This window comes from Paracidovorax wautersii (genome assembly GCF_900113035.1).
Lineage (GTDB): Bacteria > Pseudomonadota > Gammaproteobacteria > Burkholderiales > Burkholderiaceae_C > Paracidovorax > Paracidovorax wautersii.
The window spans coordinates 197,149-221,391 of the sequence record NZ_FONX01000003.1; the positions used below are offsets into that span (position 1 = coordinate 197,149).

Below are 24,243 nucleotides of genomic sequence, written 5' to 3' on the forward strand. Positions count from 1 at the left end.
AATGCCTCGCATGCGATACATAGTGGTGCTGGCTTTTCTGGGCATTCTGGCCAGCCTGGGCTCGGCCCTCTTCTTCATGATGCGCAACGGCCGCGACAACCGGGCCCGCAGCGGCTACATGGCGCGGGCCCTCGCGCTGCGCGTGGCCTTGTCGATTGTGCTCTTCCTCGGTTTGCTCGCCGCCTGGAAGCTGGGCTACATCCAGCCCACGGGCCTGCCGGCCGGCAAGTAGCCCGGGACCTCGCCACCAAAGAAAAAGCGCCCTCGGGCGCTTTTTCTTTTGGCACGGCCACGTGAGCCGGTTAGAACCAATAGACCAGCACGTAGAGGCCCAGCCACACCACGTCCACGAAGTGCCAGTACCAGGCCGCGCCCTCGAAACCGAAATGGCGCTCGGGCGTGAAGTGGCCCTTTTGCAGCCGCAGCGTGATGAACAGCAGCATCAGCATGCCGATGAACACGTGGAAGCCATGGAAGCCCGTGAGCATGAAGAAGGTGGAGCCGAACACGCCCGAGCTGAGCTTGAGGTTCAGGTCGTTGTAGAGGTGGTAGTACTCGTAGCCCTGCACGCAGAGGAACACGAAGCCCAGCACCACCGTGGCCCACATGAAGCCGACGGCGCGCGAGCGGTGGCTTTCGCGCAGCGCATGGTGGGCGATGGTGAGCGTCACGCCCGAGGTCAGCAGCAGCGCCGTGTTGATGGTGGGCAGCCAGAACGGGCCCACGGTCTGGAAGGGCTCGACGATCTCCGCCGGCGATGCCGTGGCGCCGGTCGCCATGCTGGGCCAGACGGCCTTGAAGTCGGGCCAGAGCAGCGCGTTGTCCAGGCTGCCCAGCGCCGGCACGGAATGCGCTCGCGCCCACCACAGGGCCGTGAAGAAGGCACCGAAGAACATCACCTCGGAAAAGATGAACCAGCTCATGCTCCAGCGGTACGAGAGGTCGATCTTGTGGCCGTAGAGCCCGCCCTCGCTCTCGCGCACCGCGTCGCTGAACCACTGGTAGAGCACGAACAGCCACCAGGCCAGCCCGAGGGCGAGCGAATACTTGCCCCAGTCGTGGCCGTTGATCCACTGGCCCGCGCCCAGGATCACGAAGAAGAGGCCCGCCGCCGCCATCACCGGGTGGCGCGATTCGGCGGGCACGTAGTAGTAGGGCGTGGTGCCGGGGGTGGATGCGCTCATGTCTCAGCTCCTCAGTCTCGGTATTTTTGTGTCGTCGTTCGGTCGTTCGGTCCGGGCCCTCAGGCGTGCACGACCCAGTTCACGGCCACCATCAGCAGCGCCACGAAGAGGAAGGCCGCCACCAGGCCGATCACGATGATGTGCAGCGGCTGGATCTTCTCCAGGTCCTGCCGGTATTCGGCCCCCTTGCGCACGCCCAGGAAGGACCAGGCCACGGCACGCACGGTGCGCAGCAGCGAGCCCTTGCGCACCGGTGCGGCGGGGGGCGAAGGGGTGGCGCCGTCCTGTTTCATGAGCCCGCCTGGGGCAGCTGCGCGGGCGCGGCAGCGGTCGTCTGGGGCGCGGGCGGCGTCTTGCCGCCCACTTCGAAGAAGGTGTAGGACAGGGTGATCGTGGTCACGTCCCTGGAGAGCTTGGGGTCGATGACGAAGGCCACCGGCCACTGCTTCTTCTCGCCCGGCTCGAGCGTGTACTGGTTGAAGCAGAAGCATTCGAGCTTGTTGAAATGCGCGGCGGCCTGGCGCGGCGCATAGCTGGGAATGGCCTGGGCCGCCATGCGGCGGTTCTGCACGTTCTGGAATTCGTACATCACCGTCGTCAGCTCGCCCGGATGGACCTTGACCGAGCGCTGGGCGGGCTTGAAGTCCCACGGGCCGCGCGCGTTGGCGTCGAATTCGACGGTGATGGTGCGGCTCAGGTCCACCTGGGTGTTGGCGGGCAGTTTCACGTCACGGCCGGCCGTGCCGTTGCCGGGCACCTGGCGCTCGGACAGCGACAGGATGTTGATGCCCGTCACCTCGCAGATGTGCTTGTAGATGGGGATGAGCACATAGCCGAAGGCGAACATGCCGGCCGAGATCACGGCCAGCTTGCCCACCATCTTGAAGTTTTCGCGGCGCAGGCTCATGGCAGGGCGCTCAGTGCAGCCAGAGCATCTTGGCCATGAAGCCGACGAAGAAGGCGATGGCGATGGACAAGAGGACCAGGGCCATGCGCAGGTTGGCTTTCTTCTGCTCGGGTGTCGCCATCATGTGCCTCGCTTTGCTGCGGCGTCAGCCGATCACGCGGGTGGCGGAAGCGTCGAGCTTCGGCGGCGTCTCGAAGGTGTGGAAGGGGGCCGGCGAAGGCACTTCCCACTCCAGCCCCTCGGCGGCTTCCCAGGGGCGCTGGGGCGCGGGCTCGCCCTTGCCGCGCATGGCGGGCAGCACGACGGCGAGGAAGAAATACACCTGCATCAGCCCGAAGCCGAAGGCGCCGATGGAGGCCACCATGTTGAAGTCGGCGAACTGCATGGGGTAGTCGGCATAGCGGCGCGGCATGCCGGCCAGGCCCAGGAAGTGCATCGGGAAGAAGGTGATGTTGAAGGTGATGAGCGAGCCCCAGAAGTGGATCTGGCCGCGGCGTTCCGAATACATCACGCCCGTCCACTTCGGCGCCCAGTAGTAGTAGGCCGCGAACATGGAGAACAGCGAGCCGGCCACCAGCACGTAGTGGAAGTGGGCCACGACGTAGTAGGTGTCCTGCAGCTGGATGTCGATCGGCGCCATCGAGAGGATGAGGCCGGTGAAGCCGCCCATGGTGAACACGAAGATGAAGCCCACGGCGAACAGCATGGGCGTCTCGAAGGTCATGGAGCCGCGCCACATGGTGGCGATCCAGTTGAAGATCTTCACGGCCGTGGGCACCGAGATCAGCATGGTGGCGTACATGAAGAACAGCTGGCCCGTGACCGGCATGCCCGTGGTGAACATGTGGTGGGCCCACACGATGAACGACAGGATGGCGATGGACGAGGTGGCATACACCATGGAGGCGTAGCCGAAGAGCTTCTTGCGGCTGAAGGCCGGCACGATCTGGCTGATGATGCCGAAGGCCGGCAGGATCATGATGTAGACCTCGGGATGGCCGAAGAACCAGAAGATGTGCTGGTACATCACCGGGTCGCCGCCGCCGGCGGGGTTGAAGAAGCTGGTGCCGAAGTGGCGGTCGGTCAGCGTCATGGTGATGGCGCCGGCCAGCACGGGCATCACGGCGATCAGCAGGTAGGCGGTGATGAGCCAGGTCCAGCAGAACATGGGCATCTTCATGAGCGTCATGCCCGGCGCGCGCATATTCAGTATGGTCACGATGATGTTGATCGAGCCCATGATGGACGAGGCGCCCAGGATGTGCATGGCGAAGATGCCGGCGTCCATCGACGGGCCCATCTGCAGCGTGAGCGGCGCGTAGAGCGTCCAGCCCGCGGCGGGCGCGCCGCCGGGCATGAAGAACGAGCTGACCAGCATGAGCGCGGCCGGAATCATCAGCCAGAAGCTGAAGTTGTTCATGCGTGCGAAAGCCATGTCCGATGCGCCGATCTGCAGCGGGATCATCCAGTTCGCGAAGCCCACGAAGGCCGGCATGATGGCGCCGAACACCATGATGAGCCCGTGCATGGTGGTGAGCTGGTTGAAGAGCTCGGGGTTCACGATCTGCAGGCCCGGCTGGAACAGCTCGGCGCGGATCAGCAGCGCCAGCATGCCGCCGATCATCAGCATGGTGAACGAGAACAGCAGGTAGAGCGTGCCGATGTCCTTGTGGTTGGTGGCGAACACCCAGCGCCGCCAGCCCGTGGGGCCGTGGTGGTGGGCGTGGTCGTCGTGGTGGCCGGCGGCATGCCCGTGGTTGTCGAGAACTGCGCTCATCTTGGATTCCTCAATGCGTGGGGGCGGCTGCCGGGCTTCACTTGCCGCGCTGGGCCAGGACTTCGGAAGGCTGTACCAGCTGGCCCGTCTTGTTGGACCAGGCGTTCTTGGTGTAGGTGGCGACGGCCGCGAGGTCGGTGTCGCTCAGCTGCGCCCAGGACGGCATGGCGCCGCCGGCTGCGCCCTTGAGCAGGATCTGGATCTGCTTGGCGTGGTCTTCGTCCTTGACGATGGCGGAGCCGTCGAGCGGCTTGATCGGGCCTGCGCCCTTGCCGTTGGGCTGGTGGCAGGCCGCGCAGTTGGCGGTGTATACCTTCTCGCCGCGCGGCAGCATGGCCTCCAGCGTCCAGACCTTGTTCGGGTCGTCGGCCTTGGCGGCGGCCTTCTTCTTCTCGGCGGCCACCCACTGGGTGTAGTCCTCGGCGGAGACGACCTTGACGTGGATCGGCATGTAGGCGTGTTCCTTGCCGCAGAGCTCGGCGCACTGGCCGTAGTAGTCGCCCACCTGCTCGGCGCGGAACCAGGTGTCGCGCACGAAGCCGGGGATGGCGTCCTGCTTGATGCCGAAGGCCGGCACGGCGAAGGAATGGATCACGTCGTTGGCGGTGGTGATGACGCGCACCTTGCGGCCCACCGGCACCACCAGCGGGTTGTCCACCCGCAGCAGGTAGTCGGCCGGGGCATTGGTGAGGTTGCCGCTGTCGGACATCTGGCGCTGGCCCACGTCGAGCGTGGAGATGTAGGCCAGGCCCTCGCCCTCACCGCTCAGGTAGTCGTAGCCCCACTTCCACTGGTAGCCGGTGACCTTGATGGTCAGGTCGGCGTTGGTGGTGTCCTTCTGAGCCACCAGCACTTTGGTGGCGGGCAGCGCCATCAGGATCACGATGATGAAGGGCACGACCGTCCAGGCGACCTCGACGGCCACGGATTCATGGAAGTTCGCGGGCTTGGCGCCGCGCGACTTGCGGTGCTTCCAGATGGAATAGAACATCACCGCGAACACGCCCACGAAGATCACCGTGCAGATGATGAGCATCATCCAGTGCAGGTAATGCTGCTCCTGCGCGATGCGGGTGACGGGCGGCGCCAGGTTCAGCTGGCGCACGGCCGGGCCGCCGGGCAGGTCCTGCACCGCATGGGCGGCAGTGCCCACCCAGGCCCCGGACCACAGCAGCAAAGAAGCCAGCGTGTTGGAAATGCTCTTCATAGTTCTCACTTAACTTCCTGCCTCGATTTGGGGGACCCGTCCCTCGCGGCGCCTGCGTGGGGTCAGGCGGCCGGCAAGGCCCTGCAAAAATCTCTTGCCAGACGGCCGATGCGCGCCACCGGGCAGCGCCACCGACACGGCCTGGCGGCCCATCGGCCCGGCTTGTCTCCATCCACGGGCAAGCATGCCCACGCCAGCGGGTGAATGCAATACGCAATAGCCCGGGGCATTGGCACAGCGGCGACGCGAAGGGAAAGCACCGGGGCGCGGCACCGCCGGGCAGAGGGGAAAAAGCCGTTTCGGCCAAGCGCCCGACAGGCCCTGCGGGCGCTACAGGCCGAAGGCATGAACCAACGGCGGGCCACCACAGCCCCGTCCGCCAGTCCGATCCGGCCCAGGCCCGCTGCGCGCACGTTGGCGGGCGTTGGGCGCACAAAGACCGAAATTGTAGCCCGCCCTACCGAAATGCCGGGGCCTGCACGCATGGCCCTGCCGGCGGATCAGCCCTGCGACGGCCCCCGGCCGCTGTGCAGCATGGCGCGCATGTCCTGCAGCGACACGGCGCTGCTCTCGCTCACGCGCATGCGCGGCGCCGGCTTGAAGGCGTGGCCGTAGATGATCTCGAACGTCAGCGCCAGCTGGCCGTCGGCGCTGGTGCGGCCGAGCTGGTCGGCCAGGGCCTGCTCCAGCCGATGGCGCCAGGCGCGGCCGCGCAGGCCGGCGAAGCGCTGCGGATGCAGGTTGCAGCCCAGCTCGCGCAGCTCCTGCAGCAGCCGCTGCGGGGTGGCGAAGGTCAGCGTGACCCGCTCCATGTCCATCACCGGCTCGGCGAAGCCGGTCTGCACCAGCATGTCGCCCCAGTCGTGCATGTCGGTCATGGCGTGGCCCGCGGGCGGCCAGCCCAGCGCGGCATAGACGCCGTGCAGCTCGCGCACCGTGTCCGGGCCCAGGCAGGAGAACATCAGGTAGCCGTCCACCGCCAGAGCGCGGTGCCAGCGGGCGATCAGCGCCTGCGGGTCCGCCGCCATGTGCAGCGCCATGTTGGACCAGAGCAGCTGCACGCCGCCATCCGCCGGAACGCCGAAGCGCGGCGCCCCGCCCGTCCAGCGGGACGGGTTCCACCAGGGCGGCGCGAAATGCGCCTGCGCGCGCGCCTGGGCGGCGGGCGAGGAGGTCTCGGCGATGTGGCGCTGCGCCTGGGGGTAGCGCTGGCGCACGCGCTCGTGGCCCTGCAGCCCGCCGCGCAAAGGGTCCCAGTCGCACCAGGCGGCGGGCGCCTGGCGGATCCACTGCAGGCGGTCGTCCATGCGCCGCGCGATCTCCTCGTGCAGCCATGGGGAGGACGCCGGGGCGGCGGCATGCCAGCGGGCGGCGGCGACCGGGTCGATGGTGGGCGGCAGGGAGTGGGACATGCGTGGACGGACGGGCAGGAATGGCACGGCCACGAAGCGTGGCGGACAAGGGCCGCGAGTATATTGAGCCCATGCCTGCGACGCAGCCCCAAGGGATATCCACCACCTGGCGCCAGCGGCTGGCCGCTGCGCTGGCGCAGCGCGTGCCCAGCCAGTGCGCGGTCTGCCACGCCTGGCCGGCCGAGCGCATCTGCGGCGCCTGCGTGGAGCGCTTCACGCCGTTGGTGGCACGCTGCCGCACCTGCGCCGTGCCCGTGCCGCAGGGCGTTGCGCAGTGCGGGCACTGCCTGCGCCACCCGCCGCCGATCGATGCGTGCCTGGCCGCCGTGGACTACGGCTATCCCTGGGCCGACCTGCTGGCCGAATTCAAGTTCCAGGGCGATCCGGGCTGGGCCGCGCCGCTGGCCGAGCGGATGCGGGCGGCACCGGGCGTGCCCGAGTCACTGGCCGCGGCCGACTGGCTGCTGCCCATCCCCCTCTCTGACGAGCGCCTGCGGGAGCGCGGCTTCAACCAGTCGCTGCTGCTGGCGCGGCAGCTGGATGCGCGCCGCACCCGGGGCGACTGGCTGCTGCGCCTGCGCGCCACCGAAACCCAGAGCAGCCTGACCCGCGCCCAGCGCCTGCGCAACCTGCGCGGCGCCTTCGCGCTGGAGCCGCTGGCCGCAGCGCAGATCGCCGGCCGCCGCGTGCTGCTGGTGGACGACGTGATGACCACAGGCGCCACGCTGCAGACCGCGGCAGCGGTGCTGCGCGAAGCCGGCGCCGCGCGCATCACGGCGCTGGTGCTGGCGCGCACGGCCTGACGCCCGGCGCGCCCCGCAGGCGATCGGCAGGAAGGCAGGCAGACAGACAGCCGCATCCCGCAGGACAATGGCGGCATGTTCCATATCGTCCTGGTCGAACCCGAAATCCCGCCCAACACCGGCAACGTCATCCGCCTGGCGGCGAACACCGGCTGCACGCTGCATCTGGTGGAGCCGCTGGGTTTCTCGATGGAGGACCGCCTGATGCGCCGCGCCGGGCTGGATTACCACGAGTACGCCGACGTGCGCCGCCACGCCGGCTGGACGGCGCTGCTGCGCGACGAGCAGCCCGACGCCTCGCGCATGTTCGCCATGACCACGCACGGCTCGCAGTCGGTGTACGACACCGGCTTTCGGCCCGGCGACTGGCTGGTGTTCGGCGCCGAGACGCGCGGCCTGCCGCCCGAGCTGCGCGAGACCTTCCCGCCCGCGCAGCGCCTGCGCCTGCCCATGGTGCCGGGCCAGCGCAGCCTGAACCTGTCGAACGCGGTGGCGGTGACGGTGTTCGAGGCGTGGCGGCAGAACAGCTTTCTCCAGCCCTCCGCCGCTGAAGGCGGCGGCTGAGCAGCGCAAGACAGACAGCAGCGCTTGCGGCATCCACGCCGCAATGGCACGCGCCCTGCAGGCGCACGCCTGCTCGCAGGCAGGCGAAGCCTCCCCTTTTCACGCTCAGCTCCCCGAAGCCACGAAAGCCTCAGCCCACCGGCTGGGCTCTTCTGCGCCCCAGTGGAATCTCTCTTTTAATTTGCAAATTTATCGAATAGCATAAATAAAGCAATTTAAAAGCGATTGAGAGGCGGCCGAATCATGAAGCTTTATCACGAAGTACGTGGCTGCTCCCTCGCGGTGGACATCGTCGCGCGCGAGCTCGGCCAGCCGCTCCAGCTGGAATGGGTCGATATGAAGACGAAGCGGCTCCAGGACGGTTCCGACTATCTGCGCGTCAACGCCAAGGGCACCGTGCCCACGCTGGAGCTGCCCGATGGCCAGCATTTGAGCGAAGGCTGCGTGATCACCCAGTACCTGGCCGACCAGTGCCCGGGCAACACGCTGCTGCCTGCCGCCGGACTGCCGCGCTACCGCGTGCTGGAGTGGATGAGCTTCATCGCGGCCGACCTGCACAAGGGCGGCTTCATGCCGCTCTTCAAGGCCGTCACGCCGCCCGAATACAAGGCGATCGCGCGCAGCTACCTCCACGCCCGGCTGAGCTGGCTGGACAGCCGGCTGCAAGGCCGCGACTTCCTGACGGGGGACACCTTCACCATCGCCGACGCGCACTGCTACACGATCGCGATGTGGACGCGGGCCCATGCCATCGACACCGGCGGCTGGCCGCATCTCGAAGCGTATCTGGCGCGTTGCGGCGCACGCGCCAGCGTCTGCGCCGCCGAGGCCGCGGCGGCGGCGCAGGGCGAGCGATCGGCGCCAGCGCGCTGAACCACCAGCCGGCCACGACCATGATCGCCCTTCGGCGCCTGCTGCTCGCAGGCCTGGCCATGCTCCCCGCCATCGTTCTGGCCGGAGCCTACCCCGACACAAGCATCCGCCTCGTGGTGGCCTTCCCGCCCGGTGGCGGCACCGACGGCGCGGCCCGACTGGTCGCGGAGAAGCTGGCCGCCGAACTGGGCCAGGCCGTCGTGGTCGAGAACCGCGCGGGCGCGGGGGGCGTGATCGGCGCGCAGTCGGTGGCCCGTGCCCGGCCGGACGGCTACACCCTGCTCTTCGGCACCGGCGCCGAACTGCTGGTCAATCCGGCGACCCGCAAGACGGCGCCCTACGAGCTGCTGCGCGACTTCGTGCCGGTCGCGGAGGTCGGCCGCGTCGCCTTCGCCCTGGTCGCTCCGGCCGCCTCGGCCAACCGCAGCCTGCCCGAACTCGTCGCCGCGGCCAAGGCACGGCCTGGCGCGCTCAATTACGCCTCCTTCGGCATCGGCTCCACCAACCACCTGATCGGCGAACTGTTCCTGCGTGCGGCAGGCATCCAGGCCACGCACGTGCCCTTCCAGGGCAGCCAGCAGGCCATGGCCTCGCTGCTGGCGGGCGACATGGATTTCGCCTTCGACACGGCCGCCGTGGTGCTGCCGCAGATCCGTGCCGGCAAGCTGCGCGCCCTGGCCACGCCTTCGCCCCGGCGCCTGCCCCTGCTGCCGGACGTGCCCACCCTGCAGGAGCTGGGCTACGACGGCCTGGTCACCGAAGGCTGGATGGGCGTGTTCACCCCGGCGGGCACGCCTGCGGACATCGTCAAGACCCTGGCCTCGGCCCTGGACAAGGTGCTGCGCGCGCCCGATCTGCAGGCCCGGCTGGAAGGGCGTGGCGTCGCCGTGAGCGCGGCGGACGGTCCGCAGTTCACCCGCAAGCTGCAGGCGGAACTATCGACCTGGCGGCGCGTGGCGCGCCAGGCCAACGTGTCGCTGGATTGACGGACAGGAAGACCCATGCCTATTGAAACGAACCGGATCTCCCGCCGCGAGGCACTCGGCCTGCTGTCGGCCCTCGCCCTGGGGGCTGCGGGGCCCGCACGGGCCGCCGCCTGGGCGGAGCGCCCCGTGAGCCTCGTCGTGCCTTTCGCCGCCGGCGGCGGCACCGACACCTTGGCGCGGCTGATCGCGCAGAGGCTGCAGGCCCCGCTGGGCACGCCGGTGGTGATCGACAACCGTCCGGGCGCGAACGGCCTGATCGCCGCGCGCAGCGTGCTGCAGCAGCCTGCGGACGGCCACACGCTGATGTTCGGCAGCAATTCCACCCACGTCATCGCGCCGCTGGCCTCCAGGCAGCCGGTGGCGCCGGGCAAGTCGATGCAGGACAGCTTCTCCATCGTCAGCGTGGTGGCCAACGCGCCGCTGGTGCTCGCCGTGCGCGCCGCCAGTTCCGTTCAGGACCTGCCCTCCTTCCTGCGCGAGGCCAGGGGGAAGACGCTCAGCTACGGCAGCTTCGGCCCCGGCTCCTCGGCCCACGTGATGGGCGAGACGCTGGCGGAGTCGGCCGGCGTGCAACTGCTGCACGTCCCGTACAAGGGCTCCGCCCCGGCCCTCACCGATCTGCTGGGCGGCCAGGTGGATGCGGTGTTCCTCACCATCGCTGCCGTCGAGGGCATGGTGGCCTCAGGGGCCGTGCGGCCGCTGGCGATCACCGGGGAGCGGCGCCTGCCCACCATGCCGGCGGTGCCCACTTTCGGGGAACTGGGGGTCCGGGACATGGGCAACGCCGGCTGGTTCGCGGTGTTCGCGCCTGCCGGCACGCCCGCCGCGGCGATCGCCTCTCTGGCGCAAGCCCTGCGCGGCATCGTCGCGGATGCGCAAGTGCAGGCCCGCATGGTGGCGCTGGGGCTGGAGCCCGTACTGAGCACGCCCGAGCAGGCGCTGGCCATCTGGCGCCGCTCGCTGTCGCTCGCCGCGCCCATCGTCCGGCGCGCGCACATCGTGCTCTGAGCCTCTGCCGGCGAGATCGCGGAGATAGCCCGGAGGAGTTGAACGTGCAGCGGCTACGGCGCAGCGCCGTAGCTGCGCGTCAGCGATTCGGCGATGCACACCGGCTTGTCGCCGCCTTCGCGCTCCAGCGTGGCCAGCCAGGTCATCTGCACGCCGCCGGGCTCGGCGGGTTCCAGGGCCTGCAGCGTGAGCCGCGCCCGCACCCGGCTGCCGGCCGGCACGGGGGCCGTGAAGCGCACGCGGTTGAGGCCGTAGTTCACGCCCATCTGCGCGCCGACGATGGTGAAGGCCTCGTCGAAGAAGCGCGGCAGCAGCGACAGCGTGAGAAAGCCGTGGGCGATGGTCGTGCCGAAGGGGCCCTTGGCGGCGCGCTCCGGGTCCACGTGGATCCACTGGTGGTCGCCGGTGGCGCGGGCGAAGAGGTCGATCTGCTCCTGGGTGACGGTGATCCAGTCGGTCACGGCCACTTCCTGGCCCACGCAGGCCGCGAGTTCGGCATAGCTTTGGAAGGTCTTCATGCGGCCACTCTAGCGCCGGGGCGCTGCATGGGGCTGTCGGGCGGGCGACAACCGCCCGGCCGCCCTGCCCGATGCCAGGGCAAGGTTCAGGCTGCGTCCAGCCACTCGCACAGCGGCTGCCACTGCTCCAGGTCGCGCGCCACGCGGCCCGGGGCCACGTCGAAGAGCGTCAGCCCCTGCGCCGCCAGGTGGATGTAGTTCTGCGTGTCGCGCACGTAGCCCAGCACGGGCAGGTCCAGGCCCTGCACGAATTCCTGCAGCCGCTCGGCGGCCACGGTGCGCGCATCCACCCGCATGCCGACGAGGCCGATCTGCACGCGGCCGGCGTGCCGGCTGCTGGCCAGGTCGTCGAGGAATTCGCGCGTGGCGAAGATGTCGAACACGCTGGGCTGCAGCGGCACGATGACCTTGTCTGCCTGCTTGAGCACGTCCTTCAGGCGCCAGCCGTGCAGGCCGGCAGGGGTGTCGAGCACCGCATGCGTGGCGCCGCTCGGCGGGCGGGTGATGAGGTCGGAGGCCAGGTCCCAGACGCCGATGGGCCGTGCCTGCGGCGGCCGCTGGCCCAGCCACAGATGGGCCGAGCGCTGGCGGTCCAGGTCGCCCAGCACCACGCTGTGGCCCTGGCTGGCGAAATAGCCGGCGATGTTGGTGGACAGCGTGGATTTGCCCACGCCACCCTTGGGATTGGCGACTACGACCACTGGCATGCAGGACTCCTCGGCAGGTTGTCGGCGCTGGAAAGCGGGTTGCAGTGGCGATGGTAGCGCGGGCTGGAGGGCAAGCCGCCGCTACCGAGGCCAATCGCGCCCCGGCCCGCCTGCCACCTGCGCATAACGCTACCCAAAAGATAGCACCCGGCGTTTCAGCCGTGCTGCGCGCCGCGCTTGACGAAGAACAGCCCCGCCCCCACGGCCATCAGCAGGCCGCCGAACACCCGGTTCTGCGTGCGGGCCGCGCGCGGGCTGCGCATGAGCCGGCGCAGCGCGCTGGCGCTGGCGGCATAGCCGTGCATGACGACCAGATCGACCGAGACGGTGGTGGCGGCCATCACCAGCAGCTGCGTCCAGAGCGGGCGGGCGTCGGTCATGAACTGCGGCAGCACGGCCACCATGAAGATGATGCCCTTGGGGTTGGTGGCGTTGGTGAGGAAGCCGGTCAGCACCCGGCGCTGCCAGGGGCCGGCGGCGGCCGGGGTGGCCTGCGCGTCTTCCTGCAGCGCAGCGGCGCCGGCGGAACGCCACTGGTTGAAGCCCAGGTAGATCAGATAGCAGGCGCCCAGCACCTTGACCACGCTGAAGGCCATCTCGGAGGCGATCAGCAGCGAACCCACGCCCGCGCCGGCGACCACCAGGATCAGCACCAGCCCCAGCTGCAGGCCGGCGATGGTGGCGCTGGCCTTGCGCACGCCGAACGAGAGGCCATGGCTCATCGCCAGCACGGCGCCGGAGCCCGGCGAGATGGCGATCAGGCACGACGCGGCGAGGAAGGCCATCCAGGTATGCAGGTCCATGGGAGAAAAGAGGAAGATGAGAAAAAGGAAGGGGGCGGAGCGGCCCGCACGGCAGCCATGCGCGCCGGCCGAGCCGGTGCGCAGCCGGGAGGCCGATTCTAGAAGAGGCCCCGCCCGCACCTCGCCGCGGATTGCATGCAGAATAAGGCGGTAGCGCTTGTTCCGCATACGCATGCCGCTACATATTGCATAGCAAATCAGCCCGCCGGCCGCAGCACCGCCTCCACGCGGTGCCGTACCCTCCCCCGTTCGCAGCCACTTCACCGCCCCATGCAACACGCCCCTACCTGGCTCACCTACGGATTCCTCTACCTGGCCGCCGCCGTGGTCGCCGTGCCCATCGCCCGCGCGCTGGGCCTGGGCGCCATCATCGGCTACCTGGCCGCGGGCATCGCCATCGGCCCCTGGGGGCTGGGCGCGGTCAGCAACGTGCAGGACATCCTGCACTTCGCCGAATTCGGCGTGGTGCTGATGCTGTTCCTGGTCGGACTGGAACTGCAGCCCAGCCGGCTCTGGAGCATGCGCCGGCCCATCTTCGGGCTGGGCACGGCCCAGGTGCTGGCCTGCGCGGCCCTGCTCTGGCTGGCGGCCTGGGCCTGTGGCGTGCCGTGGATCACCGCGCTGGTGGCGGCGCTGGGGCTGGCGCTCTCGTCCACCGCCATCGCGCTGCAGACACTGGCCGAGCGCAACCTGATGCGCACGAACAGCGGGCAGAAGGCGTTCTCCATCCTGCTCTTCCAGGACGTGGCGGCCATCCCCATCCTGGCGCTGCTGCCGCTGCTGGGCGCGGCCGCGCTCGGGGCCGGCGGGGGCGCGGCGGCCGCGCACCATTCGCCCGCCGACATGGCGCTGGAGGCCGCCAAGATCGTCGGCGTGGTGGCCGGCATCGTGCTGGGCGGGCGGCTGGCGCTGCGGCCGCTGCTGCGCTGGATCGCGCGCAGCAACACGCCCGAGATCTTCACCGCCGCGTCGCTGCTGCTGGTGGTGGGCATCGCCTACCTGATGGTGCTGGTGGGCCTGTCGATGGCGCTGGGCGCCTTCCTCGCCGGCGTGCTGCTGGCCGAGAGCGAATACCGGCGCGAACTGGAGGCCGACATCGAGCCCTTCAAGGGCCTGCTGCTGGGCCTCTTCTTCATGGCCGTGGGCATGTCGATCGACTTCGGCGTGCTGATGCGCTCACCCGGGCTGATGGCGCTGGTGCTGGTGGGCTTCCTGGCCATCAAGGCCGTGGTGATCTACACGCTGGCGCGCGTCACCGGCACGCCCTACCAGGAGCGGCCGGTGTTCACGCTGCTGCTGGCGCAGGGCGGCGAGTTCGCCTTCGTCGTCTTCCAGGCCGCCGCCACGGCGGGCGCGCTGCCGTCCGAGACGGCCTCGCTGCTGATCGGCGCGGTGGCGCTGTCCATGCTGCTGTCGCCGCTCCTGCTGGTGCTGATGGACCGGGTGCTGCTGCGCCGCTACGCCACGCTCAAGATCGAGGTGCCGGCCGAGGCCGAGATCTCCGAGCCGCAGCAGGCGCCGGTCATCATCGCGGGCTTCGGCCGCTACGGGCAGATCGTGGCCCGCACCATGCTCACGCAGGACATCGCCACCACCGTGCTGGACCACAGCGTGGAGATGCTGGAAGTGGCCCACACCTTCGGCTACCGCGTCTTCTACGGCGACGCCACGCGGCTGGAGCTGCTGCGCATCGCCGGCGCCGCGCAGGCGCGCATCCTGGTGGTGGCGGTGGACGACGTCGAGCAGTCGGTCAAGATCGCCGCGCTGGCGCGCTCGCATTTTCCGCAGCTCACCGTCGTGGCGCGGGCGCGCAACCTGGCGCACTGGAACGCGCTGCGCGACCTGGGCGTGGAGCATGTCGAGCGCGAGCTGTTCGAGTCCAGCCTGAAGACCGCGCGCACGGTGCTGGAGCTGATGGGCATGCCCGCGCAGGAGGCGCTGCACGTGGCCGACCGCTTCCGCACCCACAACACCGACCTGGCCAACCTCATGTATCCGCACCACAAGAACCGCGAGAAATTCATCGCCGTGGCGCGCCAGGGGCGGCAGCAATTGCTCGAACAGATGGTCAAGGAACGTGCCGAGGCCAAGGCCCGCGCCGCGCAGGAAAAGGCGAACGAGGAAGAAATTAAAAGTAATGCAAACAATTCTCAATAGAATTCACACCGTGCCACGTCCGTCCACGTAGCCGCATGCTGGCTGCGTGCGGTGGCGGGAGCGGATGGCGCTCCCGTTTCCATCGCACGCATCCATCCATGTCCGCCACCCTCTCCTCCCCTTCTTTCGCCCCCGTTCGATCCACCCGCCGCCGCCCCGGCACCACCCGCTGGGCGCTGAGCCCGCTGGCCCTGTGCCTGGCGCAGGCCGCGCTGGCACAGCAGCCGCCCGAACCCGGCGCCGCCGCGCCGCAGCTGCAGGAAGTGCGCATCAACGCCAGCACCGAGAAGGACGTGGGCTTCGCCCCCACCGAGGCCCAGACCGCCGGCAAGGCGCCGATGCGCCGGCTGGAGACGCCGCAGTCGATCAGCGTGGTCACGCGCGAACAGATGGAGTCGCGCCAGATCACCAACCTGCAGCAGGCGCTGCAGACCGTGGCGGGCGTGAGCCCGGTCAACTACGGCCGGCGCGGCTTCGACGACGTCAACATCCGGGGCTTTCGCTCCACCGAATCCATCCTCATCGACGGCCTGGTGCAGAGCGCCGGCATGTGGACGCGCCTGAACCCCTACGGCTACGAGCGCTTCGAAGTGCTCAAGGGCGCCGCCTCGGTGCTCTACGGCCAGGTGCAGCCCGGCGGCATCGTCAACGCCATCAGCAAGCGGCCCAAGCGCGACGCCTTGAGCGAAGTGGGCGTGGAAGTGGGCAGCTACGGCCTGCGCACGCTGCAGGCCGACCTGAACCGCCCGCTGAACGAGTCGGGCAAGGCCGCGTTCCGCATCAACGCGCAGGTCTCCAACAGCGACGATCCGACCGACTTCGTCTATCGCCGCGACCGCTGGATCGCGCCGTCGCTGTCGCTGGACCTGGGCCCGCAGACCGACCTGGTGCTGTTCGCCACCTACAGCCAGAGCAACTGGCTGCGCCAGCAGGGCGTGACGCCCTACGGCACCTTGCTGCCCAACCGCAACGGCCCGGTGCGGACCACGCTCTTCACGGGCGACCCGAGCTTCGGCGGCTACGACATCGAGACCAAATCGCTGGGCTACGCGCTGGAGCACCGCTTCTCGCCCGCGCTCACGCTGCGCCAGAACGTGCGCTACGAAACCGAGAGCGGCGCCGGCAACCTGGTCGCCAACGGCGCGCTGCAGCCCAACCAGCGCCTGCAGAACCGCACCGCCACGCGCCAGTACATGGACGACGACATGCTGGCCACCGACACCTCGCTGCTGGCCCAGTTCGCCGCGCTGGGCGTGCAGCACCGGCTGGTCACAGGCCTGGACGCGCGCACCGGCAAGACCTGGCTGGGCCGCCGCAGCTGCCGCATCGGCGCGCTGGACCTGTTCAACCCGGTCTATGGCATGACGGCCACCTGCCCCACGGGCTACTCCAACGATGCGCCGGAGCGGCTCACCGTGGCGGGCCTCTACGCGCAGGACCAGATCAAGTTCGCCCCGCAATGGACGGCGCTGGTCGGCCTGCGCCGCGACTGGTCCAGGAACCGGATCGACGACCACGTCGCGCAGCAGCGCACGGTACAGAAGGACACCGCCACCACGCTCTCGGCCGGCCTGGTGCATGAATTCAGGCCCGGCTGGGCGGCCTACGTGAGCTACGGCGAATCCTTCCTGCCCGTGGCCGGCACCACGGCGGGCGGCACGCCCTTCGCGCCGGAAACCGGCAAGCAGTGGGAAACCGGCCTGAAGTACGAGGCGCCCGACCACGGCGTGACCGGCTCGCTCGCGCTCTTCGACCTGCGCCGCCGCAACGTGACGGTGAGCGACCCCGTCAACACCGGCTTCAAGATCGCCACCGGCGAGCAGCGCTCGCGCGGGCTGGAGCTGGAAGTGGGCGCCGACCTGCAGCGCAACCTGAAGCTCACGGGCTCCTACACCTACATCGACGCCAAGGTCACGCGGGACACCGACAGCACCCTGGTGGGCCGGCCGGCGCTGCCCACGCCGCGCCACACGCTGGCGCTCTGGGCCACCTACAAGCTGCCGCAGATGCCCCAGGTCACGCTGGGCGCGGGCGGGCGCTACGTGAGCGAGCAGCTCACCAGCTACCCCTTCAACCTGCCCGCCTACACCGTGGTGGATCTCTCGGTGGGCTACACCGGCCCCAACTACCGCATCACGGCCGGCGTCAAGAACGTGTTCGACCGGGCCTACTACGACGGCGCGATCAACGCCAACGTGGTCTCGCCCTCCATGCCGCGCAACTTCAGCCTGGGCCTGACGTACTTCTTCTGACCCGGCGACGCCATCGCCTGACGCAGCGCAAAGAGGTGGCGCGCGAGAAATGGCAAACTCGCGTGCTCCAGCGGCGGGCACTCCCCCCGGCACTCACCCCTGCCCGCCGCACCGCTACAGGAGCTCCCCCGATGCCTGCCCACTCCAACAACAAATACTCGGCCACGCTGCGCGCGCTGCACTGGACCATGTTCGCGCTCGTCGCGCTGGCCTACGCCACCATCAACCTGCGCAGCGTCTTCGAGCGCAATAGCGCGCCGCGCCTGCTGATGGTCGAGTCGCACTTCCTGCTGGGCATGCTGGTGCTGCTGCTGGTGGTGCCGCGCCTGCTGGCGCGCTGGCGCTCGCCGCAGCCACCCATCGCGCCGCCGCTCTCCGCGCCGCTGCGCATCGGCTCCCACATCGGCCACGCGCTGCTCTATGGCTTTCTCATCGCGCAGCCCCTGCTGGGCATGGCCTGCCGCCTGCTGGGCGGGCGCGGCATCGCCCTGCCCTTCACCGACGCCGTCATTCCCTGGCCCATCGAATGGGTGAACAAGGAATGGTCCGGCATTCTGGAAGAGGCCCACGAATGGCTGGGCACGGCCTTCTACTGGGTGATCGGCCTGCACATCGCAGCAGCGCTCTGGCACGCCTTCGTGCGCCGCGACAACGCGCTGCGGCGCATGTGGTGACCATTCACCGCGCGGGCCCGCTCATTCGCCCTCGTCGCTCTCCAGCATCTTGCGCAGCAGGAAATCGAGCGCCAGGCGCTCGGCAGGGTTGAGCCGACCGTAGGTGCTCTGGGTGATCTTGCGGGCGAACGGCTGCATCTTGCGCACGAGATGGCGCCCCTCGCTGGTCAGCTCGATCACCACTTTGCGCCGATCCACACGGTCGTGGTCCACGCTGATAAGGCCGCGCTGCTTGAGCCGATCGACCACGCCCCGGATGGTGGCCTGATCGATAACCGTCGCCTTGACCACCTCTGCGAGGGAGCTGCTGCCCTGGTCGTGCAGCGAGCACAGCACCACGAACTGCGCTGCCGTCAGTTGGGAGTCCGGGATGTACTCCTGGAACAGCGCCGTATGCCGCTGATAGACGCGGCGAAGCAAGTGCCCTACCTGTTCGGAGAACACATAACCCTCTTCCTGGCTATCGGTCTTGTTTGGCATGCAGCCATTGTAGGTAGCGCCCATGGCGAAGCTCTACGCAGCCCGGCCCACCATGGCGTATCAGACGGCCAGGTCGGTGGACTGGATGCGTCGCACGCCCGCCTTCTCCATTGCCTCCCAGGCCTTGGCCAATGAACCGTTGAGGTCGATGGCGCGGGTGGCGTCCTCAATGACATACACATTGAAGCCCAGCTTGCGGGCATCCAGCGCCGTCCAGGCGACGCAGAAGTCCGTGGCCAGCCCAGTGACATAGACGGTGTCGATGCCGCGGTCCTTCAGGTAGCCCGCCAGGCCAGTGCGGGTCTTGTGATCGGCCTCCTCGAAGGCAGAATAGCTATCGATGTCCTGCTGGAAACCCTTGCGCACGATGACCTGGGCCGTGGGAAGCTTCAGGTCCTTGCGCAGATCGGCATCGGCCGTGCCCTGGATGCAGTGGTCGGGCCACAGCACCTGGGTGCCGTAGGACAGCTGGATGGTCTCGAAGGGCCGCTTGCCGGGATGGCTGCTCGCGAAGGAGGCATGGTGGCTCGTATGCCAGTCCTGCGTCAGCACGATGTTGGCGAAGGCCAGGCTGATCCTGTTGATTACCGGCACCACCTCCGCGCCGCCCCCGACGGGCAGGGTTCCGCCATCGACAAAGCAGTTCTGGACATCGACCACGATCAGGGCCGAGCGGTCGTCGGGCTTCAGGCCCTGCGCCTGTGCCGCCAGCAGCTGCGACCCGAAGCCGAGCGCGGCTAGCTGGCCGATCAGTTGGCGGCGAGAGATAGCTTTCATGATGGCATCCTCATGGATCTGGCGGGCTCGCACCCGCCTTTGTTTGAAGAAAGACCCGCTGGCGCAGCATGCAGGGCTTGATCAGTCGAGCGCGCGGTTGCGCGATTCCACGTCCACGGCCCAGATGGAGAGCGCGCCGCCCACCAGCATCGCGGACAGTACGGCCAGCGCCAGCGTGAAATGCGTGGCCATGATGGGCGCAATGATGGCCGGCGCGAACAGGCCGCCAAAGCGCGCCACGGCACCCGCCATGCCCATGCCGCTGGCGCGCAGGTCGGTGGGATAGACCTCGGGCGTGAAGGCGTAGAGCGCGCCCCAGGTGCCCAGCAGCGAGAAGCTCATGAGCAGCGTGGAGCCGACGACCACCACCTGCGACGAGCCCAGGCTGTAGAGCATGCAGCCGACGGCGCTGAGCAGCAGGAAGCCGATCAGCGTGGGCTTGCGGCCCCAGCGCTCCACGCCATAGGCCGAAAGCGCGAAGCCGGGCAGCTGCACCAGCGCCAGCACTACCAGGAAGACCTGGCCGCGCATGAAGGCGAAGCCCTCGCTGCCGAGCTTGACAGGCAGATAGACGAAGACGCCGTAGTAGGCGATGGAGATCAGCGCCCAGGCCAGGAACAGCGCCAGGCTGCGGCGGCGCAGCTCGGCAGAGAAGAGCGAGAGCAGCGACTTGCGCTCCTGCTTCTCGGGCTGCAGCGGCGGGATCTGTGCGGAGTTGCCGTTGACCTTCGCCACACGTTCGAGCACCTGGCGCGCCTGGTCGGAGTTGCCGTTGCGATTCAGGTACATCGGCGATTCGGGAATGTAGAAACGCAGCACCACGCCGATCAGCGCCGGGATGCCGGTCACGAAGAAGATCACGCGCCAGGCGTCATTGCCCCAGGACACGGCCACCAGGGCCAGGATGGCCAGGAAGATGGTGCCGACGGCCCAGAACGATTCCAGCAGCACCAGCCAGCGGCCGCGGCGGTCGCTGGGCAGGAACTCGGCCATCATGGTGTAGTCCACCGGCAGCGTGCCGCCCACGCCGATGCCGGTGATGAAGCGCAGCACCAGCAGCCAGGCGAACTCGGGCGCGAAGGCCGACGCCACGCCGGCGCAGGCATCAATCACCACAGCCATCATCAGCACAGGCCGGCGGCCGATGCGGTCGGCCAGGCGGCCGAAGACGAAGGCACCGATCAGCATGCCGATGAAGAAGAAAGTGCCGGTCTGCAGCGCCTCGGGCACCGTCTTGCCGAAGGTCTTGGCAATGGACGGCGCACTGAAGCCGATGGACAGCACCTGCATGGCATCGGCCAGCCAGACCAGTCCGAAGATCACGAAGAGCCGGTACTGAAACCGGCCGACACCCGCTGTTTGGATGCCTTTTTCCACCGAAACAAATGAAGATGACATGGAAACTCCTTGGTTGTTCATCGCCTACCCGTTGATTCCTCGTTCCGGCAAGGCGCGCTGGCATGCCCTGCCTGAAAACCTCTGGCGCAAGCGGTCCCGTCGGCCCTTGGGGAAGGGTCGTTCAAGAAAACCGCTTATTCGCTATGGCCGTCCGGCGCCGGGGCGCCGCGGTGGCACCCAGCCGGTTCCGGCGTCAGATCGCTGTCAGGCGCAGGCCGGTGCTGCGCCTCGCCGCTGCCCGGACGCCGCCGGGCCCGCCCGGCTCACGGCGCCGCATGCGCCGCGGCACGCAGCCGTCTAATAGTGGTTGTCGTATCGTCTGGCCACGCTTTTTCCTCCGGTGCAAATCTCGTGCGCAGATAGCCGAGCAGATCGGCGATCTGCCGGTCGTCCAGGCTGTCCCTGAAGCCCGGCATGTAGCCCAGGGCATCGTCGGCGGGTGTCTGTATGCCGTTCAGGATGACCTGGACCAGGTTGTCTGGCGTCGCGGCATGCAGGTTGGTGTTGAGCCCCAGCAGCGGCTTGACACCGAAGAGGGTCGGGCCGCTGCCTGCCTCATGGCAAACCGCGCAGGCGTTCTGGTAGATGCGTTCGCCGTTGACGTGTCGATCCAGGGTCCCGGTGGGAGGTGGATGCGGCGCAAGCACCGGCGCGGCGACTGCCATCGGCGCGGCTGCGGCCTGCCGGGCCTGGCCCGGCAATTCCATCAGGTAGGTAGCCATGGCACGCACATCGGCATCGGGCAGCTCGGCCAGGCCGTGGATCACGGGGGCCATGGGCCCTGCGGCCACGCCGTGGCGTGCGGAGAAGCCGGTGCGCAGGTACTGGTACAGCTCTTCGCGGTTCCAGGGCAGCTTGCCTCCAGCCAGCTGGTTGAGTCCTGGGGCGCTCCAGCCCTCAGCCTCTCCGCCCTCCAGGTAGTGGATGCCGCTCTTCTCGGCACCCAGCGCGTTGCGCGGCGAGTGGCAGGCCGCGCAGTGGCCCGCCCCCTCCACCAGATAGGCGCCCCGGTTCCATTCGGGGCTGCGGGCAGGATCCGCCTTGAACGGCGTGGCGTCATGAAACAGCAGGTTCCAGCCGGCCATGGCCGGACGCAGGTTGTACGGGAAGGCGAGCTTCGTCTCGGGTGCCCGGGCCTTCACAGCGGGCTGGGACATCAGGTAGCCGTACAGCGCCTGCAGATCGCCGTCGCTGAGCTTGGCGAAGGCCGTGTACGGAAAGGCCGGGTAGAGCTGGCGCCCATCCTGGTGGATGCCCTGGCGCATGGCGCGCTCGAAGGCCGCGTACGACCAGCGGCCGATGCCGGTTTCCGTGTCGGGCGTGATGTTGGTCGAGTAGATGATGCCGAATGGCGTCTCCAGGCCCAGCCCTCCTGCGTTCGCCGCACCGCCGGGCGCGGTGTGGCACACGACGCAGTCCCCGGCCGCGGCGACGAGGCGCCCGCGCTCCAGGGCCTGCGGCGAATAGAGCGACACATCGGGCCCGGCGGTCAGCGGCAAGGCCGGCTTCAGCGGCCACACCATGGCTCCCAAGCCCGCGATGGTGGTGATGCCGGCCGCCAGCCAGCCCAAGCCGCGGCGCAGTGCTGGTCGGGCCAGGGCTCGGTTGCCAGAGCCCGCCTCGCCGGCCAGCGCCAGGCGCAATTGCTCGGGCTGGAAGGGCACTTCGCGCAGGCGCACGCCCGTCGCATGACGGATGGCATTGGCAATGGCGGCGGCAGCAGGCAAAGTGGCGACACCATTCAAGTCCAGCTGACCATGGCGGATCAGGGCCGCTTCGCCCGCATTGCCGGCCAGCAGTTGGCCGCGCGCGGCCGGTGCCTCGGCAGCGCCGGCAGAGCTGCCCCATGCGTCGAAAGCCGCAGGTACGCCCAGCAGCCGGCGCGCGCCGGCCAGCCATTGCGCATCCTGCTGCACGACTTGCGTGTGCAGGCCTGCGCCCTGCGCGGCCTGCAGATGCTGGCTGTCGTGACCCGCGACCACGCGGGTGACCTCGATCTCGCCGGTCTGCGGATGCACGGCCACCTCGGCCACCCAGGCGCTCCAGGCCGTGCGGTCCCGGCCCTCGGCATCGAGGGTCTGCAGTTGGGCAGTGGCAAAGCCGCGGCCACGCAGGCGACCATCGGTGCCCAGGGCGGCATCGGGCCACGCGGCCTCCTGGGCCACACGCGCAGCCAGCTCACGCGCAGGCCCCTCGGGCAGATGGCGCAGGCGCCAGTCCAGCGGATCCCGCCCCAGTTCCAGCGCCTGTTCATGCCACAGGCTTTCATGGGCGAAAACCTGGGCCGCGTTGAGTTCGTCCACACCGGCCTGTGTGAGGCCGGTGGCGGCCGGGCCCGACTGCACAGAGCCTGCGCCCAGCACCGTGGCGCGGCCCGCGGCGCGGGCCCGTGCAGGCTGAGCCAACAGCCGCGCGCAGCTGGGACGCACGGCCCAGGGCCGTTCGGACGCGAAGGCCAAGGCAGGTGGCGCCACTGCCGTTGTCTCGGCATCGGTCGGCCGCAAAGCGGTACCGTCAGCGGCAGCAGCAGGCACTGCCATGGGCTGCAATGCCAGCGCCGGCGCTTCGATGCACACGTCGCACGCCACGCTGACGGGCCGGCCCACGGCCTGGGACAGCAGCGCCGCATCGGCGGCCGCGTCCATCAACGCAAGCGAGTGCGACGCGTGCCCTTCCAGCTGCAGCACCTGTACGGACCGCAAGGAGCACTGCAACAGCTCGGCGATCTCGCCGACCACCATGGCCTGCACGTCAGGGGCGCAGCGGGGCAGCCACAGGCTGGTGCGGCCATCTAGGTACCACGCGATGGCCTGCGCGCCTGCCGGCCGATCGGCCTGGGGAGCTCGCCAGACGAAAGCCTCGCCACCGGCTGCGCGGACGCGGCCATCGCACCACGGCGTTCCGGCATCGGCGCCGTGCCAGTGGGGCGCGAGGCCGGCGGCCGCCTGGCGCGCGTGGACGGGTGACATGGCGACCACGCCGAGGAAATTCCTGTACTGCACCGCGGCGACCACACCGGACATGGCGCGTGCCTCGTCCAGCCGCGCACCGATCAGTTGGGTACCCTGGTACCGCAGCCCGTCCCAGCCCATCTGCGGCGGCCGGACGGCCAGACCATGCAGCAGCTCTGCAGGCAGTGCCACTGCGTCAGCGGACGAGGGCATGGCGACGGAAGGGGCCTGCAGGTTCACGGCCGGGCCTCCTGCGCTTCAGGGGGCACGGACAGGCTGGAGCGGCCTGCACGCAGCTGCACCGCACGCAGCGCGGCCTGCACGATCTCCACATGCGTGCCGCAGCGGCAAAGGTTGTGATGCAGCTCGTTGCGCAGCTCCTGCTCGGTGGGCTGGGGGTTGCGGCGCAGCAGGGCTTCGACGGTCATGACCATGCCGTTGAGGCAGTAGCCGCACTGGGCGGCCTGGCAGTCGATGAAGGCCTGCTGCGTGGGGCCGGGGCTGCGGCGCGAACCGAGCCCCTCGAGCGTGCTCACATCGCGGCCGACAGCCGCCTGCACGGGAATCACGCAAGAGCGCGCTGCCACGCCGTCGATCAACACGGTGCAGGCGCCGCACTCGCCCAGGCCGCAACCGTACTTCGGCCCGTTCAGTTCCAGATCATTGCGCAGCACATGCAGGAGCGCGGTGCCAGGCGCAGCTGGCACTTCGCACTCGCGCCCGTTCACCCGCAAACGGATACCTGCAGGAATGGCCGCGGTGCTGCTGGATCTGACGGGAACAGGGCTTTTCATGAGGGACGTTC

General features: G+C 69.1%; 24 protein-coding genes. 9 read left to right on the plus strand and 15 right to left on the minus strand.

Features of this window, described 5'->3' with window-relative positions; all coding sequences use genetic code 11:
- The first annotated feature begins 10 nt into the window (after positions 1 to 10).
- The gene (locus BM070_RS05865) at positions 11 to 232 is read left to right on the plus strand and encodes a twin transmembrane helix small protein (protein ID WP_434803166.1); all 222 of its coding nucleotides are present in this window, start codon (positions 11 to 13) and stop codon (positions 230 to 232) included.
- A gap of 70 nt (positions 233 to 302) precedes the next feature.
- Here the strand turns inward: BM070_RS05865 and BM070_RS05870 are convergent, their stop codons facing one another.
- The 7 genes from BM070_RS05870 to BM070_RS05895 form a co-directional block, all read right to left on the minus strand.
- Complete coding sequence (locus BM070_RS05870) at positions 303 to 1,184, minus strand: cytochrome c oxidase subunit 3 (protein WP_092938490.1); 882 nt, start codon at positions 1,182 to 1,184, stop codon at positions 303 to 305.
- A 59-nt stretch (positions 1,185 to 1,243) separates the two neighbouring features.
- Positions 1,244 to 1,477, minus strand: coding sequence for a DUF2970 domain-containing protein (locus BM070_RS05875; RefSeq protein ID WP_092938492.1), 234 nt, complete (start codon positions 1,475 to 1,477; stop codon positions 1,244 to 1,246).
- The gene (locus BM070_RS05880; protein WP_092938494.1) at positions 1,474 to 2,091 is read right to left on the minus strand and encodes a cytochrome c oxidase assembly protein; all 618 of its coding nucleotides are present in this window, start codon (positions 2,089 to 2,091) and stop codon (positions 1,474 to 1,476) included. Before BM070_RS05880 ends, BM070_RS05875 begins: the two co-directional genes overlap by 4 nt.
- 10 nt (positions 2,092 to 2,101) lie before the next feature.
- Entirely contained in the window at positions 2,102 to 2,212 is a 111-nt protein-coding gene (locus tag BM070_RS25005) for a cytochrome oxidase small assembly protein (protein WP_217648935.1), read from the minus strand.
- 24 nt (positions 2,213 to 2,236) lie between these two features.
- The gene (gene ctaD / locus BM070_RS05885; RefSeq protein WP_092938496.1) at positions 2,237 to 3,868 is read right to left on the minus strand and encodes a cytochrome c oxidase subunit I; all 1,632 of its coding nucleotides are present in this window, start codon (positions 3,866 to 3,868) and stop codon (positions 2,237 to 2,239) included.
- 37 nt (positions 3,869 to 3,905) lie between these two features.
- Positions 3,906 to 5,075 (minus strand): cytochrome c oxidase subunit II, encoded by a 1,170-nt coding sequence (gene coxB / locus BM070_RS05890; protein WP_092938498.1) that lies wholly within the window; start codon positions 5,073 to 5,075, stop codon positions 3,906 to 3,908.
- 500 nt (positions 5,076 to 5,575) lie between these two features.
- On the minus strand, positions 5,576 to 6,487 hold the full coding sequence (locus tag BM070_RS05895; protein WP_092938500.1) for a class I SAM-dependent methyltransferase: 912 nt from the start codon (positions 6,485 to 6,487) through the stop codon (positions 5,576 to 5,578).
- 71 nt (positions 6,488 to 6,558) lie between these two features.
- On the opposite strand from BM070_RS05895, the gene BM070_RS05900 reads away from it, so the two are divergent.
- The 5 genes from BM070_RS05900 (at position 6,559) to BM070_RS05920 (ending at position 10,721) form a co-directional block, all read left to right on the plus strand.
- A complete protein-coding gene (locus tag BM070_RS05900; protein WP_092938502.1) occupies positions 6,559 to 7,290 on the plus strand; it encodes a ComF family protein in 732 nt (243 codons plus the stop codon).
- A 75-nt stretch (positions 7,291 to 7,365) separates the two neighbouring features.
- The gene (locus tag BM070_RS05905; protein WP_092938504.1) at positions 7,366 to 7,854 is read left to right on the plus strand and encodes a tRNA (cytidine(34)-2'-O)-methyltransferase; all 489 of its coding nucleotides are present in this window, start codon (positions 7,366 to 7,368) and stop codon (positions 7,852 to 7,854) included.
- 243 nt (positions 7,855 to 8,097) lie between these two features.
- Positions 8,098 to 8,727 (plus strand): glutathione transferase GstA, encoded by a 630-nt coding sequence (gene gstA / locus BM070_RS05910; RefSeq protein ID WP_092938506.1) that lies wholly within the window; start codon positions 8,098 to 8,100, stop codon positions 8,725 to 8,727.
- Positions 8,728 to 8,747: 20 nt separating this feature from the next.
- Entirely contained in the window at positions 8,748 to 9,713 is a 966-nt protein-coding gene (locus BM070_RS05915; protein ID WP_092938915.1) for a Bug family tripartite tricarboxylate transporter substrate binding protein, read from the plus strand.
- 15 nt (positions 9,714 to 9,728) lie between these two features.
- A complete protein-coding gene (locus tag BM070_RS05920; protein ID WP_092938508.1) occupies positions 9,729 to 10,721 on the plus strand; it encodes a tripartite tricarboxylate transporter substrate binding protein in 993 nt (330 codons plus the stop codon).
- 53 nt (positions 10,722 to 10,774) lie between these two features.
- Here the strand turns inward: BM070_RS05920 and BM070_RS05925 are convergent, their stop codons facing one another.
- The 3 genes from BM070_RS05925 to BM070_RS05935 all read right to left on the minus strand — a co-directional run bounded on the left by BM070_RS05925 (position 10,775) and on the right by BM070_RS05935 (position 12,749).
- Positions 10,775 to 11,239: a MaoC family dehydratase gene (locus tag BM070_RS05925; protein WP_092938510.1), complete on the minus strand. Its 465-nt coding sequence runs from the start codon at positions 11,237 to 11,239 to the stop codon at positions 10,775 to 10,777.
- An 86-nt stretch (positions 11,240 to 11,325) separates the two neighbouring features.
- On the minus strand, positions 11,326 to 11,946 hold the full coding sequence (locus BM070_RS05930) for a nucleotide-binding protein (protein WP_092938512.1): 621 nt from the start codon (positions 11,944 to 11,946) through the stop codon (positions 11,326 to 11,328).
- A gap of 155 nt (positions 11,947 to 12,101) precedes the next feature.
- Positions 12,102 to 12,749, minus strand: a complete 648-nt coding sequence (locus BM070_RS05935; RefSeq protein ID WP_092938514.1) for a LysE family transporter — start codon at positions 12,747 to 12,749, stop codon at positions 12,102 to 12,104.
- A 270-nt stretch (positions 12,750 to 13,019) separates the two neighbouring features.
- Between BM070_RS05935 and kefC the strand changes: the two genes are divergently transcribed.
- From kefC to BM070_RS05950, 3 genes are all read left to right on the plus strand, one after another.
- Complete coding sequence (gene kefC / locus BM070_RS05940) at positions 13,020 to 14,906, plus strand: glutathione-regulated potassium-efflux system protein KefC (RefSeq protein ID WP_092938516.1); 1,887 nt, start codon at positions 13,020 to 13,022, stop codon at positions 14,904 to 14,906.
- 98 nt (positions 14,907 to 15,004) lie between these two features.
- Positions 15,005 to 17,158 carry a TonB-dependent siderophore receptor gene (locus tag BM070_RS05945; RefSeq protein WP_092938518.1) on the plus strand — a complete coding sequence of 718 codons (2,154 nt, stop codon included), beginning with the start codon at positions 15,005 to 15,007 and terminating at the stop codon, positions 17,156 to 17,158.
- A gap of 131 nt (positions 17,159 to 17,289) precedes the next feature.
- Entirely contained in the window at positions 17,290 to 17,832 is a 543-nt protein-coding gene (locus BM070_RS05950; RefSeq protein WP_092938520.1) for a cytochrome b, read from the plus strand.
- Between the two features lie 21 nt (positions 17,833 to 17,853).
- Here the strand turns inward: BM070_RS05950 and BM070_RS05955 are convergent, their stop codons facing one another.
- The 5 genes from BM070_RS05955 to BM070_RS05975 all read right to left on the minus strand — a co-directional run bounded on the left by BM070_RS05955 (position 17,854) and on the right by BM070_RS05975 (position 24,232).
- Positions 17,854 to 18,312: a MarR family winged helix-turn-helix transcriptional regulator gene (locus BM070_RS05955; protein ID WP_092938917.1), complete on the minus strand. Its 459-nt coding sequence runs from the start codon at positions 18,310 to 18,312 to the stop codon at positions 17,854 to 17,856.
- A gap of 60 nt (positions 18,313 to 18,372) precedes the next feature.
- Positions 18,373 to 19,089, minus strand: coding sequence for a bifunctional nicotinamidase/pyrazinamidase (pncA, locus tag BM070_RS05960; protein WP_092938919.1), 717 nt, complete (start codon positions 19,087 to 19,089; stop codon positions 18,373 to 18,375).
- An 81-nt stretch (positions 19,090 to 19,170) separates the two neighbouring features.
- Complete coding sequence (locus tag BM070_RS05965) at positions 19,171 to 20,487, minus strand: MFS transporter (protein WP_092938522.1); 1,317 nt, start codon at positions 20,485 to 20,487, stop codon at positions 19,171 to 19,173.
- Positions 20,488 to 20,750: 263 nt separating this feature from the next.
- A complete protein-coding gene (locus BM070_RS05970) occupies positions 20,751 to 23,651 on the minus strand; it encodes a c-type cytochrome (protein ID WP_092938921.1) in 2,901 nt (966 codons plus the stop codon).
- Positions 23,652 to 23,674: 23 nt separating this feature from the next.
- Positions 23,675 to 24,232: a (2Fe-2S)-binding protein gene (locus BM070_RS05975; protein WP_092938524.1), complete on the minus strand. Its 558-nt coding sequence runs from the start codon at positions 24,230 to 24,232 to the stop codon at positions 23,675 to 23,677.
- Between the last annotated feature and the right edge of the window lie 11 nt (positions 24,233 to 24,243).

What these genes read in the sequence shown, in the direction of transcription:
- BM070_RS05970 (WP_092938921.1), bottom strand. Translation starts at nt 23,651, where the DNA reads ATGCCCTCGTCCGCTGACGCAGTGGCACTGCCTGCAGAGCTGCTGCAT.
- BM070_RS05965 (WP_092938522.1), bottom strand. Translation starts at nt 20,487, where the DNA reads ATGTCATCTTCATTTGTTTCGGTGGAAAAAGGCATCCAAACAGCGGGT.
- BM070_RS05920 (WP_092938508.1), top strand. Translation starts at nt 9,729, where the DNA reads ATGCCTATTGAAACGAACCGGATCTCCCGCCGCGAGGCACTCGGCCTG.
- BM070_RS05905 (WP_092938504.1), top strand. Translation starts at nt 7,366, where the DNA reads ATGTTCCATATCGTCCTGGTCGAACCCGAAATCCCGCCCAACACCGGC.
- BM070_RS25005 (WP_217648935.1), bottom strand. Translation starts at nt 2,212, where the DNA reads ATGGCGACACCCGAGCAGAAGAAAGCCAACCTGCGCATGGCCCTGGTC.
- pncA (WP_092938919.1), bottom strand. Translation starts at nt 19,089, where the DNA reads ATGAAAGCTATCTCTCGCCGCCAACTGATCGGCCAGCTAGCCGCGCTC.
- BM070_RS05865 (WP_434803166.1), top strand. Translation starts at nt 11, where the DNA reads ATGCGATACATAGTGGTGCTGGCTTTTCTGGGCATTCTGGCCAGCCTG.
- BM070_RS05935 (WP_092938514.1), bottom strand. Translation starts at nt 12,749, where the DNA reads ATGGACCTGCATACCTGGATGGCCTTCCTCGCCGCGTCGTGCCTGATC.
- gstA (WP_092938506.1), top strand. Translation starts at nt 8,098, where the DNA reads ATGAAGCTTTATCACGAAGTACGTGGCTGCTCCCTCGCGGTGGACATC.
- kefC (WP_092938516.1), top strand. Translation starts at nt 13,020, where the DNA reads ATGCAACACGCCCCTACCTGGCTCACCTACGGATTCCTCTACCTGGCC.
- BM070_RS05915 (WP_092938915.1), top strand. Translation starts at nt 8,748, where the DNA reads ATGATCGCCCTTCGGCGCCTGCTGCTCGCAGGCCTGGCCATGCTCCCC.
- BM070_RS05975 (WP_092938524.1), bottom strand. Translation starts at nt 24,232, where the DNA reads ATGAAAAGCCCTGTTCCCGTCAGATCCAGCAGCACCGCGGCCATTCCT.
- BM070_RS05945 (WP_092938518.1), top strand. Translation starts at nt 15,005, where the DNA reads ATGTCCGCCACCCTCTCCTCCCCTTCTTTCGCCCCCGTTCGATCCACC.
- BM070_RS05950 (WP_092938520.1), top strand. Translation starts at nt 17,290, where the DNA reads ATGCCTGCCCACTCCAACAACAAATACTCGGCCACGCTGCGCGCGCTG.
- BM070_RS05955 (WP_092938917.1), bottom strand. Translation starts at nt 18,312, where the DNA reads ATGCCAAACAAGACCGATAGCCAGGAAGAGGGTTATGTGTTCTCCGAA.
- BM070_RS05895 (WP_092938500.1), bottom strand. Translation starts at nt 6,487, where the DNA reads ATGTCCCACTCCCTGCCGCCCACCATCGACCCGGTCGCCGCCGCCCGC.
- BM070_RS05870 (WP_092938490.1), bottom strand. Translation starts at nt 1,184, where the DNA reads ATGAGCGCATCCACCCCCGGCACCACGCCCTACTACTACGTGCCCGCC.
- BM070_RS05880 (WP_092938494.1), bottom strand. Translation starts at nt 2,091, where the DNA reads ATGAGCCTGCGCCGCGAAAACTTCAAGATGGTGGGCAAGCTGGCCGTG.
- BM070_RS05875 (WP_092938492.1), bottom strand. Translation starts at nt 1,477, where the DNA reads ATGAAACAGGACGGCGCCACCCCTTCGCCCCCCGCCGCACCGGTGCGC.
- ctaD (WP_092938496.1), bottom strand. Translation starts at nt 3,868, where the DNA reads ATGAGCGCAGTTCTCGACAACCACGGGCATGCCGCCGGCCACCACGAC.
- BM070_RS05925 (WP_092938510.1), bottom strand. Translation starts at nt 11,239, where the DNA reads ATGAAGACCTTCCAAAGCTATGCCGAACTCGCGGCCTGCGTGGGCCAG.
- BM070_RS05930 (WP_092938512.1), bottom strand. Translation starts at nt 11,946, where the DNA reads ATGCCAGTGGTCGTAGTCGCCAATCCCAAGGGTGGCGTGGGCAAATCC.
- BM070_RS05900 (WP_092938502.1), top strand. Translation starts at nt 6,559, where the DNA reads ATGCCTGCGACGCAGCCCCAAGGGATATCCACCACCTGGCGCCAGCGG.
- coxB (WP_092938498.1), bottom strand. Translation starts at nt 5,075, where the DNA reads ATGAAGAGCATTTCCAACACGCTGGCTTCTTTGCTGCTGTGGTCCGGG.